At 45.5% G+C, this 17,188-nt stretch carries 15 protein-coding genes; 13 read left to right on the top strand and 2 right to left on the bottom strand.

Annotated elements, in window-relative coordinates:
• Nucleotides 1-96 precede the first annotated feature (96 nt).
• Complete coding sequence (locus tag VF412_RS07515; RefSeq protein ID WP_331338607.1) at nucleotides 97-1,008, top strand: serine protease; 912 nt, start codon at nucleotides 97-99, stop codon at nucleotides 1,006-1,008.
• Here the strand turns inward: VF412_RS07515 and VF412_RS07510 are convergent.
• Nucleotides 1,005-2,600, bottom strand: coding sequence for a methyl-accepting chemotaxis protein (locus VF412_RS07510; protein ID WP_331338606.1), 1,596 nt, complete (start codon nucleotides 2,598-2,600; stop codon nucleotides 1,005-1,007). The two genes, VF412_RS07515 and VF412_RS07510, sit on opposite strands and share 4 nt — an antisense overlap.
• 131 nt (nucleotides 2,601-2,731) lie before the next feature.
• A complete protein-coding gene (locus tag VF412_RS07505) occupies nucleotides 2,732-3,304 on the bottom strand; it encodes a hypothetical protein (RefSeq protein ID WP_331338605.1) in 573 nt (190 codons plus the stop codon).
• Nucleotides 3,305-3,526: 222 nt separating this feature from the next.
• Between VF412_RS07505 and gspC the strand changes: the two genes are divergently transcribed.
• From gspC to gspN, 12 genes are all read left to right on the top strand, one after another.
• Nucleotides 3,527-4,435, top strand: coding sequence for a type II secretion system protein GspC (gene gspC / locus VF412_RS07500; RefSeq protein WP_331338604.1), 909 nt, complete (start codon nucleotides 3,527-3,529; stop codon nucleotides 4,433-4,435).
• Between the two features lie 102 nt (nucleotides 4,436-4,537).
• Nucleotides 4,538-6,835, top strand: coding sequence for a type II secretion system secretin GspD (gene gspD / locus VF412_RS07495; RefSeq protein ID WP_331338603.1), 2,298 nt, complete (start codon nucleotides 4,538-4,540; stop codon nucleotides 6,833-6,835).
• Nucleotides 6,836-6,841: 6 nt separating this feature from the next.
• Complete coding sequence (gene gspE / locus VF412_RS07490) at nucleotides 6,842-8,533, top strand: type II secretion system ATPase GspE (RefSeq protein WP_331338602.1); 1,692 nt, start codon at nucleotides 6,842-6,844, stop codon at nucleotides 8,531-8,533.
• Between the two features lie 3 nt (nucleotides 8,534-8,536).
• The gene (gene gspF / locus VF412_RS07485; protein ID WP_331338601.1) at nucleotides 8,537-9,754 is read left to right on the top strand and encodes a type II secretion system inner membrane protein GspF; all 1,218 of its coding nucleotides are present in this window, start codon (nucleotides 8,537-8,539) and stop codon (nucleotides 9,752-9,754) included.
• A gap of 611 nt (nucleotides 9,755-10,365) precedes the next feature.
• On the top strand, nucleotides 10,366-10,776 hold the full coding sequence (gspG, locus tag VF412_RS07480; RefSeq protein WP_331338600.1) for a type II secretion system major pseudopilin GspG: 411 nt from the start codon (nucleotides 10,366-10,368) through the stop codon (nucleotides 10,774-10,776).
• A gap of 3 nt (nucleotides 10,777-10,779) precedes the next feature.
• A complete protein-coding gene (locus VF412_RS07475) occupies nucleotides 10,780-11,373 on the top strand; it encodes a prepilin-type N-terminal cleavage/methylation domain-containing protein (protein WP_331338599.1) in 594 nt (197 codons plus the stop codon).
• Nucleotides 11,370-11,900, top strand: coding sequence for a type IV pilus modification PilV family protein (locus VF412_RS07470; RefSeq protein ID WP_331338598.1), 531 nt, complete (start codon nucleotides 11,370-11,372; stop codon nucleotides 11,898-11,900). The genes VF412_RS07475 and VF412_RS07470 overlap by 4 nt, the downstream gene beginning before the upstream one ends.
• A complete protein-coding gene (locus VF412_RS07465; protein WP_331338597.1) occupies nucleotides 11,897-12,805 on the top strand; it encodes a type II secretion system protein GspJ in 909 nt (302 codons plus the stop codon). The genes VF412_RS07470 and VF412_RS07465 overlap by 4 nt, the downstream gene beginning before the upstream one ends.
• Entirely contained in the window at nucleotides 12,750-14,009 is a 1,260-nt protein-coding gene (locus VF412_RS07460) for a general secretion pathway protein GspK (protein WP_331338596.1), read from the top strand. Before VF412_RS07465 ends, VF412_RS07460 begins: the two co-directional genes overlap by 56 nt.
• Before the next feature lie 156 nt (nucleotides 14,010-14,165).
• Nucleotides 14,166-15,833: a pilus assembly protein PilM gene (gene pilM / locus VF412_RS07455; RefSeq protein WP_331338595.1), complete on the top strand. Its 1,668-nt coding sequence runs from the start codon at nucleotides 14,166-14,168 to the stop codon at nucleotides 15,831-15,833.
• Nucleotides 15,830-16,513 carry a hypothetical protein gene (locus tag VF412_RS07450; RefSeq protein ID WP_331338594.1) on the top strand — a complete coding sequence of 228 codons (684 nt, stop codon included), beginning with the start codon at nucleotides 15,830-15,832 and terminating at the stop codon, nucleotides 16,511-16,513. The genes pilM and VF412_RS07450 overlap by 4 nt, the downstream gene beginning before the upstream one ends.
• A 3-nt stretch (nucleotides 16,514-16,516) precedes the next feature.
• A partial coding sequence (gspN, locus tag VF412_RS07445) for a type II secretion system protein GspN (RefSeq protein WP_331338593.1) occupies nucleotides 16,517-17,188 on the top strand: 672 nt, incomplete at its 3' end.

Here is a 17,188-nt window from a genome sequence, read left to right as displayed (position 1 = left end):
TGCAATTTAAGGATCATGACCTTTCAGCAAGGAACACCTTCATTGCGCAATTGAAAGTAGCCAAGCCATGAAAGCTTCGGCTACTTCTTTGAGCCTATGAAAAAAATGATTTTGCTTTGGATGATCATAACGGTGGGTTGCAGTTGCTCTCGCAAGAACTTCGAAACCACAGACCTTTCCTCTCAAGAAACAAATGGCGTAATTTATGTCAATGACTCCCGCAAAGAGATCGCCGACATTGCTGATTCCGACATTCAAAAAATCGCGAAAGCCAGTGTCGCCTTAATTGATAAAGAAAATATTCAAGAAGATGGCAATTCCGTGAGCCTGCATGCACAAAACCTTCGTCAAGAGTTCAATCTTTGCTCGAATCAGCGCTATGCGGAACAGCAGAGTATCGCAAATTGCTCTGGCATCCTGATCTCTCCCCGACATGTGCTGACAGCCGGTCACTGCATTGACGAGGCCACTTGCGGGCAGTACAAAATGGTTTTCGATTTCCGTCACGACACACGGTTCTATTCGCCAGAGTCAGAGACATATCACATGCCTCGCTCCCATGTTTATTCATGCAAAAAAATCACAGCTCGTGTGACTGATGTGGGATGGACAGCCCAAGACTATAGCATTGTGGAATTAGATCGACCGGTGACCGATCGTGCACCAGCAACACTAAGCACCCGCTCTTTAAAATCCCAAGAGAGTGTCTTTACTTTGGGTTACCCGCTTGGAATTGCATTGAAATATGCCCACGGCAAAGTTCGTCGTGACCTGAATGCAAATACTTATTTAATGGCGATTGATACGTTCGCAGGGAACTCGGGCTCACCGATTTTTGACGAGTCAGGAAAGACATTGATCGGACTGCTCTCTGGCGGCGAGTCCGATTTCACTTATGATCCGCAATACTCATGCAATATGATTAAAATCTGCCCCTCTGAACAGTGTCTAGGCGAACGTGTATTTAAAACCTCTACGATCGCCTCGATCTTGAAGAAATTGAACTAGCTTGCCTTATCTAAGGGCAAAAGATCTTCATGGGATTGTTTTGCCACGGGTCTTACCGGAACTCTCGTCACAACTTTGGGAGCCGTGTAGGATTCACTTGCATGAACTCCTTGCGAAGGATCTATTTTAATTCCCGTTAGCATCGCCAGATTTGAAATCGTCGAAGTCAAACCTGTTGTCGATTCATCCAGCTTTCCAGCTGCGGCGGAAATAACTTCCGCAGAAGCTGCATTCGTTTGGGTCGCTTGGTCCAACTGATTCATCGCTTGAGTGATTTGCGAAACCCCTGTGCTTTGCTCTGTACTTGCTGTGGCAATTTCAGTGTTCAAGCTTGCCACTTTATTGACGGAATCAACGATCTTTTTAAGAACACCAGAACTTGCGTGTGCAACATCTTGACCTTTTTCAACTTGCTCTACACTGGCTTTGATCAAGCCGGAAATTTCCTTTGCAGACGTCGCACTACGCAGAGCCAATGCGCGGACCGCCTCTGCGACAACCGAGAACCCTTTACCCTGTTCGCCTGCACGAGCCGCCTCAACCGCTGCATTCAATGCCAACAAGTTTGTTTGGAAAGCGATATCATCGATAACCGCAATAATCTCTTCGATTTTCTTAGAGGACTTCACGATCTCTTCCATGGACGTCGTCAATGAAGTGATTTCACGTGAACCCTCTTCCGCAGCACTTTGAGAGACCAGACTTAACTCAGAAGCTGCCTTCGCATTTTCAGCATTTAATTTAATCATACTTGAAAGTTCTTCCAGAGAGGCGACCGTTTCCTCTAAAGAGGCCGCTGATTCAGTTGAAGCAGCAGAAAGATCTGAACTTGATCCAGAAAGATTTGATACAAGCTCGCGGATTTGCGCATAAGCATTTGATAAATTCTCTGCCTGCTGGCGAATTCCGGCTTTCAAAGAGAACGACGCAAAAAACATACTCAATGACAAACCGATGATCATCAATGCCACAGAAGCAAGGGCCGTATTCGCATAGCCCGTATAACGATCCACAAGTCCTTGCGTTCTTTTATTCAAAGCTTCTTCAAACTTGCCAATCGGCTCCATGATATAAGCCACGTTGTCTTGGTATTTTTGATTATGCATAAGATCGCGGGCAAGCTCGGTGTCCGCCGCTTTATGAATTGTGAACTGACCTTTTTCATCAGCGAAAATCCCCTGAGCTGCATTCATCGCGATCTCTTCCGTTTTAATTAGATCGTTAGAACGTTTTGCAGCTTCAGCTAAGAATGCAAATTCCTCATCAGAGAAACCTGCTTCTTTCATGATTTCATTGGAAGAAATTTTGCGACCGTCCGGACGTGGTTTATCACCCGCACGCATCGCGACGATATCCCAATAAATGTTCTTATATTTTTCATTGCCTGTGACTACAAAGGTTCTTGCGTTCTCTGTCAAATCGCGAGAGCTCTTGCGAAGATCATCTGCGATTCGTTGCGAGTTAAAGCGTGTTTCATGGGCTTCATTTGCTTTCTTCTGAAAATAGAAGGATGAGCCAATACAAACGTACAGGGCGGCGACAAGACACATAGACAAGAAGTTAAAGAAGCGAACTTTCGAGAATACCGACATGATAGAATTCCTCACAAGATTTGTGGGATCTCATCGGCTTTAACAAAATTTAAAAAAGACAGTGATTGTTGTTTATTTGGTCCAGAAAGTGTCGAGCTCACCCGACCTTAGACCCGACAGCACTCCCGCCCTCAGCAAAGATTGGCGCTGGAGTCGTCGAAGAACGTTTCGCGCACTTGAGGCCAGAACCAATCAAGTTGTGGATCAGAGGCGATCACATCCTTAATCAACACTTTTACATCTGTGCGAGTTGAAATCTCGCGACGCAACCAGATTTCGATCTCGTCGTAACCCGGGCCGATAATAGTGATTTCGATGTGACTCATAAAGTGAAGCAGATGAAGATCTTTAGTCTTCACATCTTTGCCATTTTGTTTTGAGCGGATAAAATTCACCACCTCGCTCTTGATATCATCAAAAGAACGATGATTGATTCTTCTCAGAATCAAATCCGCACGATGATCGCGATTGACCCATCGTTGGTGTAAGCCTCTTTGTACGAGGTTGATCAGTAGTGTGCGTAAAACGCTTGGCACCTGACGAAATTCATCGTCAGGAAGTGCCATTACCTGCATCAAGTCGACGTAGCGAGCCTGTTCCTGGCCGCGACGAAGAGAGGTAAGCACTTCAGGGATTCGCAAAAGGGACTCACGAATTCCTGATAGATCAATTCCTGCTCCATCCGTGAAGTAGAGAATTCTCATACTTCTATCATGACGTAAGTTTTGAAAATGTGTGCATAAAATTTCAGCGTTAGGACCATGGTCTAGTATGTATTTTTTGATGCACCCCCCTCGCCTTTTTGATAGGATGATTGGAGGCCCAAGGACTAGGGTCTTAACGCACTTATTGAATGCCAAACAGGCTCGAAGTTGAAGTGGAAAACAGCTCGAAATCAAAGTGCAGATAAGCAAAGGATTGTGATCGTGAGTAAAAACCCCAATCAACGCCCGCCATTTGAAAAGTGGTATTCCTATTTGTTGTTTGCATTTGTGGGTTATTGCATCGCGGACTTAGCGATTCTTTCTTATCGCGATCGCATGCTTCCTCAGTCTGCTCCACCCGCTCATCCTAAAGCTCCAGCAGCAGAAAATTTTGTCAGCAGCGGCGCCTACAATGGCATTGCTACTCGCAATATTTTCGCAGCGAATGGTGTGATTCCAGATGCCCTTGTCGATAAATCAAAGGGCACAGAACAAAAGGAAGCCGAACCAGTTCCATCCCAACTTCCTTTGACTTTGATTGGTACCTTGGTGCATTCGAATCCCGCGAAATCCATAGCTGCTATTGAAGTTCGCGGAAAAAATCAGGTAATCTCATACTCCCCTGGTAAAGACATCGAAAACATGGCGAATATCATTCGCGTCGAACGACAAAAAGTTATTTTCAGAAATTTAAATTCAAATCGTCTTGAATATCTAGAGATGAAAAAAGAAGGCAATAAAGTTGCTTTTGGCAGCAGCCCTAAGGTGGGCGCTGGCGGCGGAAAAGAAGTACAGAAAACCGGCGACAATACTTTCGCCATCAAACGTGCTGATTTGTTGAAATATACAAACGACCTTTCCAGCATCTTGATGCAAGCCCGTGCCGTTCCAAATCGCGAACCAGGTACAGGTGCGATCAATGGCTTCCGCATTCTTGATATGCAACCTGGAAGTATTTATGAGCAATTGGGAATTCAACGTATGGACGTCATTAAATCTGTAGACGGTCAGCCTGTCGACAGTCCGGCGAAAGCTATGGAGCTTTACAACACGTTGAAGAATTCCCCGAAGGTCAGCATCCAAGTCGAGCGTAACGGTAAAAGCGAAACGATGACTTACAACATCCAGTAAAGCGCGGATGCGCGCAGCACTGGAGCGACGGCAGTCGCGGAAGCTGAAGCAGCTTCCAACATTTGAACTAGTACGTTTAACTCCTCAGGAGGAGAGAGAAAAATGAAAAAACCGGTCAGCATAGGACTTGCTTCATTGATGGCGGCTCAGTTAGTTGGGCCCGCGGCGAAAGCGCAGTTTGAGGATTTCCCTCCTCCTCCGCCACCACCGGATTTCAGCAGCAATGCAAACACCGACAAGAATGCGGCCGACGCATTCCCGGCTCCTTCAGCGGGAGGCACACGCAGTGGCTCGCCTAAATCTGCTGCGTCGAATACCAGTGGTGTTCTCTCTAAAAAAGAAAAGGACCGCTTCGCCAATGCTCCGATCGAGGACATTACGAGCGAAAACTTCCCAGAGACAATTGAGTCTTTCGACTTCCCGAACGTGGAAATCGGCGATCTTATCAAAGCTGTTTCTGAATTGACCGGCAAGAACTTGATCGTGGATCCAGGTGTGCGTGGTAAAATCACAATCATCGCTCCGTCGAAAATCACTGTGGCAGAGGCTTACAAAGCATTCTTGTCTGCTTTGGCTATCAACGGCTTCACAGTGGTTCCATCAGGCGCTTTCTTGAAAGTTAAATCCGCAAGAAATGCACAACGTGATAATATCGAAACTTATTCTGGCGCTTACTATCCTAACAGCGATCAGATGATCACTCGTATCATTCACTTGAAACATATCTCTGCTTCTCAAGTAAATCGTGATCTTCGTATCTTACCTTCGAAAGATGGTGAGATGAACATTTATGAACCAACAAACTCGATCATCATTTCCGACTACGGCTCAAACATTGACCGCGTCATGAAAATCATCAGTCAGTTGGACGTTCCAGGCTTCGAAGAGCAACTCGAAGTTGTACCTATCAAGTACGCAAAAGCCAAAGACCTTGCGGACCTTGTTGATAAAATTGTCAACAAAGGTCAAAAATCCACCGGAGGCGCTCCGGGCACATTTACTGCGGGTGTTCCTCGTTTCTCTCGTACGACGGGTGCTTCATCTCAACAAGGTGCAAGCTTCTTTATGGCGATTCCCGACGACAGAACAAACTCGATCATCGTTGTTGGTAATAAATCAGGCATCGTTCGCGTAAAAAAACTTATTAGCCAATTGGATTTTAAAATCCATGGTGAAGGTTCTGGCGGCGTTTACGTTTACTACGTGAAAAACGGTGATGCAGAGAAAATTGCACAGACTTTGACTGGCGTGACGAAAGATGCGACTCCGAAACCAGCAACAGGCGGAAGCTTGCTTTCTCCTCTAGGTCCGATGGGTCAAATGTCAGCTCCACAAGAAATTTTCGGCGGAGACGTAAAAATCACGGCTGATAAAACAACAAACAGCCTTGTTATCGTAGCTAGCAAACAAGACTACGAAACTGTTTTGACGATCCTGGAAAAAATCGATTCCCCACGCGACCAAGTTTACGTTGAAGCGATCATCATGGAGATGAGTGCTAATGACGGTAACACTTGGGGCGTTGGTTACTATCAATACGGTTCGAATGGTTACGGTAAAGCGGGTTTCAACAGCTTCACTTCGAATCCTTCTTTGACTGACTTGTTGAATCCGGTGGGTGGCACAACGGGTGGTATCTTGGGCTTTGGCTCGGGTAAAACTGTGACTGTGACTCCTCCAGGTTCTTCAACTTCGATCACGATTCCTTCTTTGATTGGTTTCATCAACTTCTTGAAAACAACGAAAAAGGCAAACATCTTATCGACTCCACAAATCATGGCTCTGGATAACCAAGAAGCTGAAATCGAAGTGGGTGATAAAGTTGTAACTGGTCAACAACAAACAACAACCGGTACATCAGGTGCTGTGATCACGACGCCAACATTTGACGATGCAACTATCAAGTTGAACATTAAGCCGTTCATCTCTCCTGCTTCGAATTCCATCCGTATGGAAATCAAACAACAGGTATCGCAATTGTCGACGGCTTCAACTCCAAAGGCGTTCCAAGATTCAACTCAACCGATTGCGAAACGTTCGATCAAAACAATGATCAATGTTAACAACGGTGACACGGCAATTCTGGGTGGTTTGATCAAAGAAGATGACACTGAGTCCGTATTGAAAGTTCCTTTGCTTGGCGATATTCCAATCATTGGTTGGTTGTTCAAGTCTTCGACTCGTGTGAAGAACAAAACGAACATGGTTGTATTCTTGACACCGACAATTGTGAGAAACAGTGCAGATTCCAACCAAATCATCTCGAAAAAGCTGGATGAACGTTTAGACTACATCAAGTCCGAAGGCGGAAAAGATCCATTTGGCAGTAGACTGAACGACATTACTCAGAAGGTTCAGGGCAAAGCTGCTATACCAGACTCTGATACAGAAAAGGAATAGAAATAAATGGCCTCCGTGGATGTCGTAACAATTCTTTCGAAAGCAACCTCACTGACTCAAGATCAAATCAAGTCGGTGCTTAACAACCCTTCGGTGGTGAGACCCGTCACCGTAGGCGAAGCTTTGAACGCGAAAGAATTCTCCACGGCGGACGAAGTGGTCGCAGATCTTTGCAAAGAATTGGGTTTGGATTTTATCAAAGACATTCCTGTTGCAGATATCTCCGCCGACTTGGTCCGCGATGTTCCTATCAATTACGCAAAACAACAACAAGTTCTTCCCTACAAAGAGGATTCTGAAACGTTGACGGCATTGACAAGCAATCCCGTCAATTTGAAGGCTTTGGATGACTTGAAAGTTTTGTTCGGCAAAAAAGTGCGCCCCCTTGTGACAACGACAGGTCGCATTCAAGATGCCATCAATAGAGTTTATGAAAAAAGCACCTCCAATCTTCAAGGCCTCGATGAAATCGACGAAGAAGATTATGATTTGGACGACCCTATCGTCGACTTGCTTGAAGCCGGCGAAGACGACGCTCCGGTCATCAAGCTTGTGAATAGTATTTTGTTCCGCGCAGTGAAAGAAAAAGCATCCGATATTCATATTGAGCCCTACGAAAAAGACATGGTTGTGCGTTTTCGTACGGACGGTGTTTTGAATGACGTGATCAAACCTCCTAAGAAATTACAAAATGCCATTACGTCTCGTATCAAAGTTATGGCGAACTTAAACATCGCGGAAAAACGTTTGCCACAAGACGGTCGTATCCCTCTAAAAATCGGTGGCAAAGATATCGATATTCGTCTTTCGACAGTTCCGACGGCTCACGGTGAACGCTTGGTGATGCGTATTCAAGATAGATCCACTGTTGTGCTTGAACTTGAACAACTCGGTTTCTCGAGAGAAAACTTGGATCGTCTTGATGATTTATTATCACGCAACGACGGCATCTTGCTTGTCACGGGTCCTACGGGCTCTGGTAAATCCACAACTTTGTACGGCGCTTTAACGAAATTAAATAAACCTGACGTCAACATTCTGACAGTAGAAGATCCCGTGGAGCAACGTATTCACGGTTTAGGCCAAGTACAAACGAACGCCAAAATCGGTCTGACTTTCGCTGCGGGTTTGAGATCATTCCTTCGTCAAGACCCTGACATCATCATGGTGGGTGAGATTCGTGACTTGGAAACGGCCGAACTTGCGATCCAAGCATCACTAACAGGTCACTTGGTTTTATCTACACTGCATACGAATGACTCGGCTGGTGCTTTCCCGCGTTTGATTGATTTCGGGGTTGAACCCTTCTTGATTGCAACATCTGTGATGGGTGTTGTGGCTCAGCGTCTTGTGCGTGTTTTGTGTCCTCATTGCAAAGCTCCTCACGTCCCTTCTGACTTTGAATTAAGTTTGTTAGGCATTACTCGTGCAGAAGCGCAATCTCATCACATTTGCAAAGCAATGGGCTGTACCCAGTGTGGGCAGAAAGGATATTCAGGTCGTACGACAATCAGCGAGTTGTTGGTTGTGACAGATGATATCCGTACTTTGATCATGCAAAGAAAAGACGGTAATACGATCAAGAAGCAATCTGTGACAAACGGTATGAAAACATTCCGCGACCACGGCATTGCGAAAGTTCTTGCGGGTATTACAACAATTGAACAGTTAACAACAAATACTCAGCTGGATATCTAATTTATGCCTATTTTTGAGTATAAAGGTTTAACCCGGGACGGAAAAAACACTAAGGGAACGATCGACGCTGAAAACCAGCGCGCGGCTCGTGCTCGCCTCAAAAAAGATGGCGTCTTCGTCGTTGATATTAAAGATAAAAAGAAAGTGGATCCCAAAAAATCAAAAGGTCCACGCAAAACTGCAAATGTCGGCGTAAAAGATTTGGCTTTGATGACTCGTCAGTTGGCGACTTTAATTAAAGCCAACATCCCTCTTGTGGATGCCTTGGCTGCCGTTTCTGAACAGGTTGAAAATCCAACTTTGGCAGAGGCTGTTGCGGACTGTAAAAACATGGTCAACGAGGGCTCTCCTTTCCATAAAGCTTTGCAAAAGTATCCAAACATCTTTACCAAAATCTTTATTTCGATGGTTGAAGCCGGCGAGATGTCAGGTAGCTTAGATGTTCTTTTGTTACGTTTGGCCGAGTTCACAGAAGCTCAAGCAGAACTTCGTGCGAAAGTTTCCAGCGCCATGATGTATCCAATCATCATGCTTGTCGTTACAGGCGGCCTGCTGTCGTTCCTCTTTATTTTCTTGATTCCAAAAATGGTGACGGTGTTTGAGTCTGCTCCGAATCTAGTTCTTCCGTGGTACACGATAGCTTTGGTTAACCTGAGTACGATCATGGTGAATTATTGGTATATCATTTTTGGTAGTATCTTTTTGGTTGTGGTTTTATTCAGAAACTGGAAATCGACTCCGGCGGGCAAAGATCAATGGGATGCGATCTCTTTGAAATTGCCTTTGATGGGCCCTACTGTGCGCATGGTGGCTGTGTCTCGTTTCACAAGAACTTTAGGAACATTGCTAAGTGGTGGCGTGCCGATGTTGACGGCACTTGATATCGTTCGTAACGTCGTTGACAACCATGTTCTTGCCGTCGCGATTGATGAAGCAAGAAGCAATATCTCTGAGGGTGAAACGATTTCGGGTCCACTTAAAAAATCAGGTCAATTTCCACCTATCGTTATCCACATGGTGAATATCGGTGAAAAGACCGGCGATCTAGAAAACATGTTGATGCAGGTTTCTGAAGCCTATGATTTCCAAGTGAAAAATAAATTGGAAGCTTTGACGGGTTTGATGGGGCCGGTGGTTATCGTTATCATGGGTTTCGCTATTGCAGCGATCGTATTCGCCGTTATGATTCCAATGTTTGAAATGACTAACTTGGCTGGTTAGTTCCATTCCCCGTCTTTCCAAGTTCGGGGGAATCCAAGAGCATAAAAGTAGTTTAGGTTTTGCGCTACGTCGGCACGCCATCCGGGCTCGACTGTCGCCGCAGCTTTGCTGCGGTTCGCGCCATCGTGGCGCCGACAGAGGCCGTCTTCGGCAAACCCTAAACTACTTTTATGCTCTTGGATTCAGCGTTGGAAGTGGGATTAGAAAAAAGGAAGTTAGATTTTTTGAATTGGACTGCGTTGAGTGGAAGCGAAACTCTGCCTTTGTGATTCAACACCAAAGTCCATCCTTAATTCGCTAGGCTACTCAAAACACTTAAAGTAACTTCGCAACCCCTACTCACTCTTGTAAATCAATTACCTCATTTTGCGCACACGCTCGAAGCTGCGAATTTTTTAGGATTTAGTGAGTGCTTCGTCGCCGAAATGAGGCCTTTGCCGGCGCCACGATGGCGCGAACCGCGACGCAGTCGCGGCGGCAACGAGCCCGGAAGGCGTGCCTCATGTAGCGCGATGAAGCACTCACTAAATCCTAAAAAATTCCCCCGCAGCAAGACTTTACGACATACAAGGACGGTGATATTGTACCTTCTTGTTAACAAGGAGAATTTAATGTCACCTATCAGCAACCGTCGAGGTATGACCCTGATCGAGATCATGATCGTTCTTGCGATCTTGGGCGGTATCATGGCGCTACTGTTACCAAGACTTACGGGCCAGTTGGATAAAGCCAAAGCAAAAGAAGCACGCATTCAGATGGGTCAGATCGTCAACGCGATTTCCATGTACTATACAGATTGCGGTAAAAATCCTTCTTCTCTAGAAAATCTAGTGAAAGCTGATGCGAATTGCAGCAACTGGGGTCCAGAGCCTTATTTGAAAAAAGATCCTAAAGATCCTTGGGGCCACGATTTCGTTTACGAATTGAACGGCAACGAGTACCAATTAAAATGCTTGGGTAAAGACGGTCGCGAGGGCGGTTCAGGCTTCGACGCTGATATTACTCTAGAAGATATTCAGTAATTTATGAATCGCAGGGGCTTCACCCTCATCGAAGTGATGATCGTTTTGGCTATACTTGGAGCCATCGTTGGTTTGGGCGCCCCTCGCCTCTTTAAAAAACAAAACAATATCAAGTCCGTCGCACGTCACTTTATTGTTTTGAGTCGCGAAATCCGCAATAAAGCGCGCCTTTCAAACTCTACCTACCGTCTTGTCATCCAGATGGAACCTAACAATGAAAAATATTGGGTTGAAAGAGCCAATGGCCCTCTTCCAATCGACGTAGAAGCTCAAGAGAAAGAGCGTGAAGAAGGCAAAAATAAAGACAAAAAAGAGGATGCTCCACCCCCTCTTTTTCAGATCGATAAATCTCTCACAAAAAAAGAGCAAACTCTTCCTGATGGCCTTCATTTTGGCCAAGTGGAAACCGTCAATTCCAAAGCGCCACTAAGTACTGGAAATGCTTATATTCACTTCTTTCCAGAGGGATTTGTGGAAGCCTCAACTATCCAAATTACAGACGGAAATAAATTAACTTGGACTCTTGTTTTTAATCCTTTAACGGGTCAAGCTGATATCATAGAGAAAGCTCAGTCGTTAAAGGACACTCAACGTTGATTAGAAACCGCATAAAGAACCTCAAAGGTTTTACTCTTATCGAAACCATGCTTGCTATGGTGATCCTGTCTTCAGGAATCTTGTTGTTAACAAGTTCCTGGGGTGGAAGTTTTATGCGCGTTAAAAAGACTCAGCTTTCTACCGAAGTCGCGGCCCTACTCGAAAGAAAAATGGCCGAAGTTGAAATGGAGTACGCAGGCAAACCCCTGGATTCCATTCCCGAAGAAAAGGAAGACGACTTCGGCTCAGACTATCCTCAATACTCGTGGAAGATGACCGCGAAAGAATTTGAAATTCCTGACATCTCTGCCTCTTTAACTGCAAACAGCAAAGATGGCGTCAATGAACTGCAACTGACAATGATGAAGACTTTGACTGAACACATCAAGAAAACAGTCAAAGAAGTTAAAGTCACCATCATCTACAAAGGCAGCAAGAAAAAACCTTTGGAATTTTCTGCCACTCAATATTTCGTCGACTTCGATAAAGAAATTCCAATGCCTTCTGTTGGAGGAACCGGCCCATGAAGAAAGAAGCTGCCGGTTTTACTTTGATCGAAGTGATGATTGTTGTTGCCATCTTGGGCACACTGACGGTGCTCGCTGCGCAAGCTATTCAACAGGCCATCAAAGCAAAGACCAAATTGCAGGGACAAATCGACGATGTATCGCGCATGCGTGATGCTGTTCGTCTGATGGAAAGAGACATCAATCTCGCTTATCACTACCGCGACATCGAAAAAGAGATGGCAGCTTTAGTGAAAAAAACAGGAACGACACCGCAGACAAATCCGCAAACTCCAGGTGCCGTCGTTCCACCGACTCAACAAGATATTCAGGCAGCACCGGGAACCATTTCTCAGTCCGATGCGACATTAGGTCTTGGCGCAGGATTAAGCCAACGCGAGGTTCCTCGTGTTGATCCGGAAACTCAATGGGTTGGCTCCAACGATGCTGTCAATTTCGTGACGATGAACAACGCTCGCACTGTTCGCAACAGTCAGCAAGGTGACTTTATTGAAGTCGGCTATTCTTTGAAAGACTGCAAGAACCTTCGCGATGATCGCTCTTCTTCAAAATGTCTCTGGAGACGCAGCACTCCTTACGTTGACATTGATGTCACTAAAGGTGGCGACGAAGTCGTTTTGCTCGAAAATATTTCTGAATTTAAGCTTCGCTACATTGGTAAAGGAAAACAAGATTGGGTGAATGATTGGCGCTCAGACCAACAAGGTGATGCGGCGACAAAAGGAAAATTCCCCTTGGCCGTGGAGATCTCTATCACTGTCAGCAAGAAAGAAGGAACAAAAAATAAAAAATACTCTATGCAAGTCGTAGTCCCTATTCACTTCCCTAATAACCCTGAGGATACATCCAGTGCGCAATCTTCTTCGCCGACTTCGTTCGGCCAGCCTAGCGGCCCCACTCAATAATAATCGTGGTATCGCATTGATGATCGCCGTCGCTTGCGTGATGTTGATCATGTATTTCGCGATGGAAGTGTCTTACGACTCGAATGTCGAGTATTTGGTGAACTCCCAAGGATTGAATCGCGTGAAAGCTTATTATGCGGCAAAATCTGGAGTTCAATTAAGTCTTTTGCGCATTAAAATCTATCAACAGGCCCAAGCTAAATTCGGTTCAACTTTAGGCGCCAACAATCCGATGCTAGATCAAATCTGGCAATTTCCATTTGCCTGGCCCTTCCCTGTGCCTGACGAAATGAGCGCTGTCGATAAAGACAGTTTCAAGAAGCTCGTCAAGGAATCTTCGATGGATGCGAGTTACATCGTCACTATCGAAGACGAAGGTTCAAAAATTGACATCAATGACTTGAATGCATCGTCAAAAACTTTACAAGATGTCACGAGACAACAGTTGCTTAATATCTTCACTCAAAAGATGAAAGACGATGAAGACTTTGCTCGCCGTAACTCGAACGTTCGTTTTGATGAACTGATTGGCACGATTGCGGATTGGATGAGTGCGAAATCACAGTCCATGAATGGTGGCGATAAAAAATCTCGCTTCGCAGAATTAAATCGCGAGTCTCAAGGGGACAACTACCCACCCAATCGTGCTTTCCGCAGCCTCGGCGAGTTGCATATGATTCCGGGGATGACTGACGAATTTTATGATCTGCTGGCTCCCCGTATTACTATTTATGGGATGAAAGGGATCAATCCCAATATCGCCAACAAAGATGTTTTGAAATCCTTGGATCCTGGGATGACGGATGATGCCGTGGCAGAAATCATGAAGCGCCGTAACGATCCTAATCTAGGTGGTCCTTTTAAAAACGCTGAAGACTTCTGGACCTTTGTTCAACAAAAAAATGTTCGCCTTGAAGGAAGAACGGATCAAGTTCCCCTTGTTTTCGACTCTGTTTTCAATTTTAAGATTCGCAGCACCGGTGAGTTTGCAGGCGCCACTCGCGAAATCACGGCGATAGTTATGGATTTTAACAAAACTGCCGCAAAACTTAAAAGCTATGCCGACAAAGATAAGCAAGGCAGTGGTGCAGATCAGCCTAAAACAGGCTCATCAGGAGCAACTTCGGGCTCAGCCGCTGCCAACAATCAATCTACGACGATCGACAAGGGTCCGCCTCGCGTTGTGTATTGGAATGAAAGATAACAATTGGCGAGCAATTTCTCTCTCTAGCTTTACTGTGGACTCCTGCCGCCGAAGGTCTAGCTATCTTACTTAACTATTTGAAAACTGAAGATTAAAAGTGGACCTCGCCGGGACATCATTCTATACTTAGACCATCATCTCGTTCATGGAGGAACGGTGAAATCAGTCGGTATAGATATTGGTTCTAGCAGTATCAAAATTGTCGAAGTGCAATCCACTTCTAAAGGCTTTGCAGTCAGCCATTTCTTCGAACATGTTTTGAGTACTATTCAAGGCTCAGATCAGGAACTCGAAGTTATCGAGTATCTTCGTGATCTGACTTCGAAGTATGACGAAGGCACTCGCTTTATCGTGGGTCTTCGCCAAGATCGCGTGGCCATCCGTAATAAATTCTTCCCGTTCAATGATCGCATTAAAATCGCGAAGAGCTTGGCTTTCGAGCTTGAAGAAGATCTTCCGTTCTCTTCAGAAAATGCGATCTTTGACGCAAAAGTCATTCGTACAGTGGGTGGCGGAGCAGAGGTTCTTGCCTGTGCCGCTCCAAAAAGTCATGTTCAAAACTGCATTCAACGTGCTCAGGACTCAGGCTTTGAACCATTCTTGGTTTCGGCTGAAGGAACGGCATTTGCGAATGTTTTCGAACGTTGGAATGAAGCGCCTCCCGCACAAGTTGCTTCAGCTCCCGTATTTGACGAAATGGAGAAGCCCGTTCGGCACCTCCAACTTATTTTGAATTTGGGTCATACGCGCACGATTGTAAGTGCTTTCGAAGGTCACTCTTTGATTGGGGTCCGCTCGGTCTTGTGGGGCGGTAAAAATATCGCCGAAGCTATCTCTAAGAAATATGAAATTCCTTACGTTGAAGCCTTGAAAGAGCTGCAAACGAAAGCCTTCATTTTAACGAACAAACAAGGCGCTACATTTGACCAGGTGACTTTCTCTGAAACAATTGGCAAAAGCGTGCGCGAGATGGCTCGCGACTTACAGTTGTCCATTCTTGAATTCAAAAGCGAGTTCAACGCACAGATCGACAGCATCAGTTTAACAGGTGGAACTTCGCAAATTCAAAATTTAGGACCTTTCCTGACTCAGATCCTGGAAGTTCCAGTCAACCGCGTATCCACTTTGGATCAAATTCCTAACGTGCAATTCGAACGCTCCCCTCGCGCAGGTGCAATCGTGGGCGTGGCATTAGGTCTCGCGATTGAAGGTTTCAAAAAACCTCGCAATCCTCCAATCAATTTCATGCGTGGAGAATTCGCTCGCGAAAACCACCAAATGAAAATGTTTTGGGAGAAATGGGGCCATACGGCGAAAGTTGCGACAGCCGCGTTGGTTGTCTTTTTCGTCTATGCCTCTCTTCGTGCTGATTTTGCGGCAAGTCTTTCAGAAAGATCGCAAGAGACTTTGAAAATCCAAGCTAAAACGGTGGCAAACCTTAAAGGTAAAAGTGCTTCTGAAGCTGGCATTAAAAAATACATCCGTGAAAATAAAAAACGCGCCGCCGACCTAAAGACATTGGCAAGTGTCGCAAATATGAATTCAGCCTTGGATGTTTTGAAAAAAGTGACTGATGCCGCTCCACCTAAAACAGCCGTGACTTTGGATGTTCGCTCCTTCGACGTTCATGATGCTTTGGTGAAAATGCAGGGGTATGCGAACTCTCAGCAAGAGGTGAGCCTTTTGCAGAAATCTTTGACGAATATCACAACTGACGGAAAAGTAACTGCTGACCGCACGACATTAAGCCCGATTGCTGGTCGCACCGCTTTTGCTTTCAGCTTTAACGTGGACCGCGGCGTTCAAAAGGCGACGAACCGATGAATTTAGACGATTTAAAGGATAGATTTATTACTGAGGGCCGTGCAACGTGGGAACGCATTCAAGAGAGTGCTGCTTTCAACCAATTGCGTGATCGCTATGAAAACCTCAGCCCAGGAATGCAGAGACTAGCTATCGCTGGAACTGTAGGTGTGATTGCGTTGTTAATACTTTCTGTTCCCTACTCGAACTTGACTCAGTCTTCAGACTCTGTGACAGAGTTTGAAGGGCAGCGCATGACAATTCGCGAGCTTCTTAAAGTCAGCCGTGAGTCCGCAGACGTTCCAGCAATTGCGCAAGCCCCCTCATTGGATATGATTCGTGCGAATATTGATAACCAAATCAAAAGCGCGAATCTTTTGCCTGAGCAGATCAAAGGAACGAATACGTCCTCGGGAACCTCCACATTGATTCCCACCAACTTAATGGAAGGGGGCCTTGATATTAGCTTAGCGAAATTGAACCTTCGCCAAGTGATGGATCTCGGTTATAAGTTCCAAAGCATTAATCCTAGCGTGAAGATGAAAGACATGGTTATCACAGCGAACCGCGAAGACAGTCGTTATTTTGACGTTGTCTACAAAGTCGTAGCTTTGGCTGTGCCCGCGCCGCCCGCTCCTCCGATGGAAGAGCCACCCTCAAAGGGCAAAGGTCGTTCTAAGAAAACCCAAACGGAAGATTAATCGATGGAAAATGTCGCGAAGTTTTTCAAGCTGCTAAAGGAAAACAAAGGAAAGATCGCCGTGATGATCTTTTCTGCTTTTGTTTTTCTTTTCGTTCTTTTCCCGTTTGATGATTTGAGTGATTTGATTTCATCCCAAGTGTCAAAACTTTCGAATAACACTTTGTACGTGCAATTTGAGCGCTTGAAAATGAGCCTCTTTCCCACACCGGGGGTTGCGATGGATCAAGTGTACATCGAGTCTTTGAGCACTCCGGCTCTTTCCGCGCAAGAACTCGTGATCACTCCATCAGTATCTGGTTTGATCGCACAAAAGCCATACGGCCATGTATCGGCCAAAGGTTTTTTAAAGGGCAACGTGGATCTTTCCGTTGGCAAAGGCGCGCGCACTGAAAATGGCGTTGAAAGACAGCGTATTGAAGTCAGCGCTAAGAAAATCTCTTTGAATGATATTCGTGAGCTTGCAAATCTTCCGATCATGTTAAAGGGGCAGTTGAACTTGCAAACCACAGCCCTCGCGGATCTGACTTTCCAAGAGCAACCAGACATGGATTTGGATTTAACAATCAATCAGTTTGAATTGCCTCCGTCGAACGTGAATACACCGATGGGGCCTTTGACTTTGCCCGATTTGCGCTTAAGCACGGTCGAACTGAAAGGTCGTTTGTCTGCGGGC

The organism is Bdellovibrio sp., assembly GCF_036384735.1.
In the GTDB taxonomy this organism is placed as follows: domain Bacteria; phylum Bdellovibrionota; class Bdellovibrionia; order Bdellovibrionales; family Bdellovibrionaceae; genus Bdellovibrio.
This window is presented reverse-complemented; position numbering and strand designations above follow the sequence as displayed.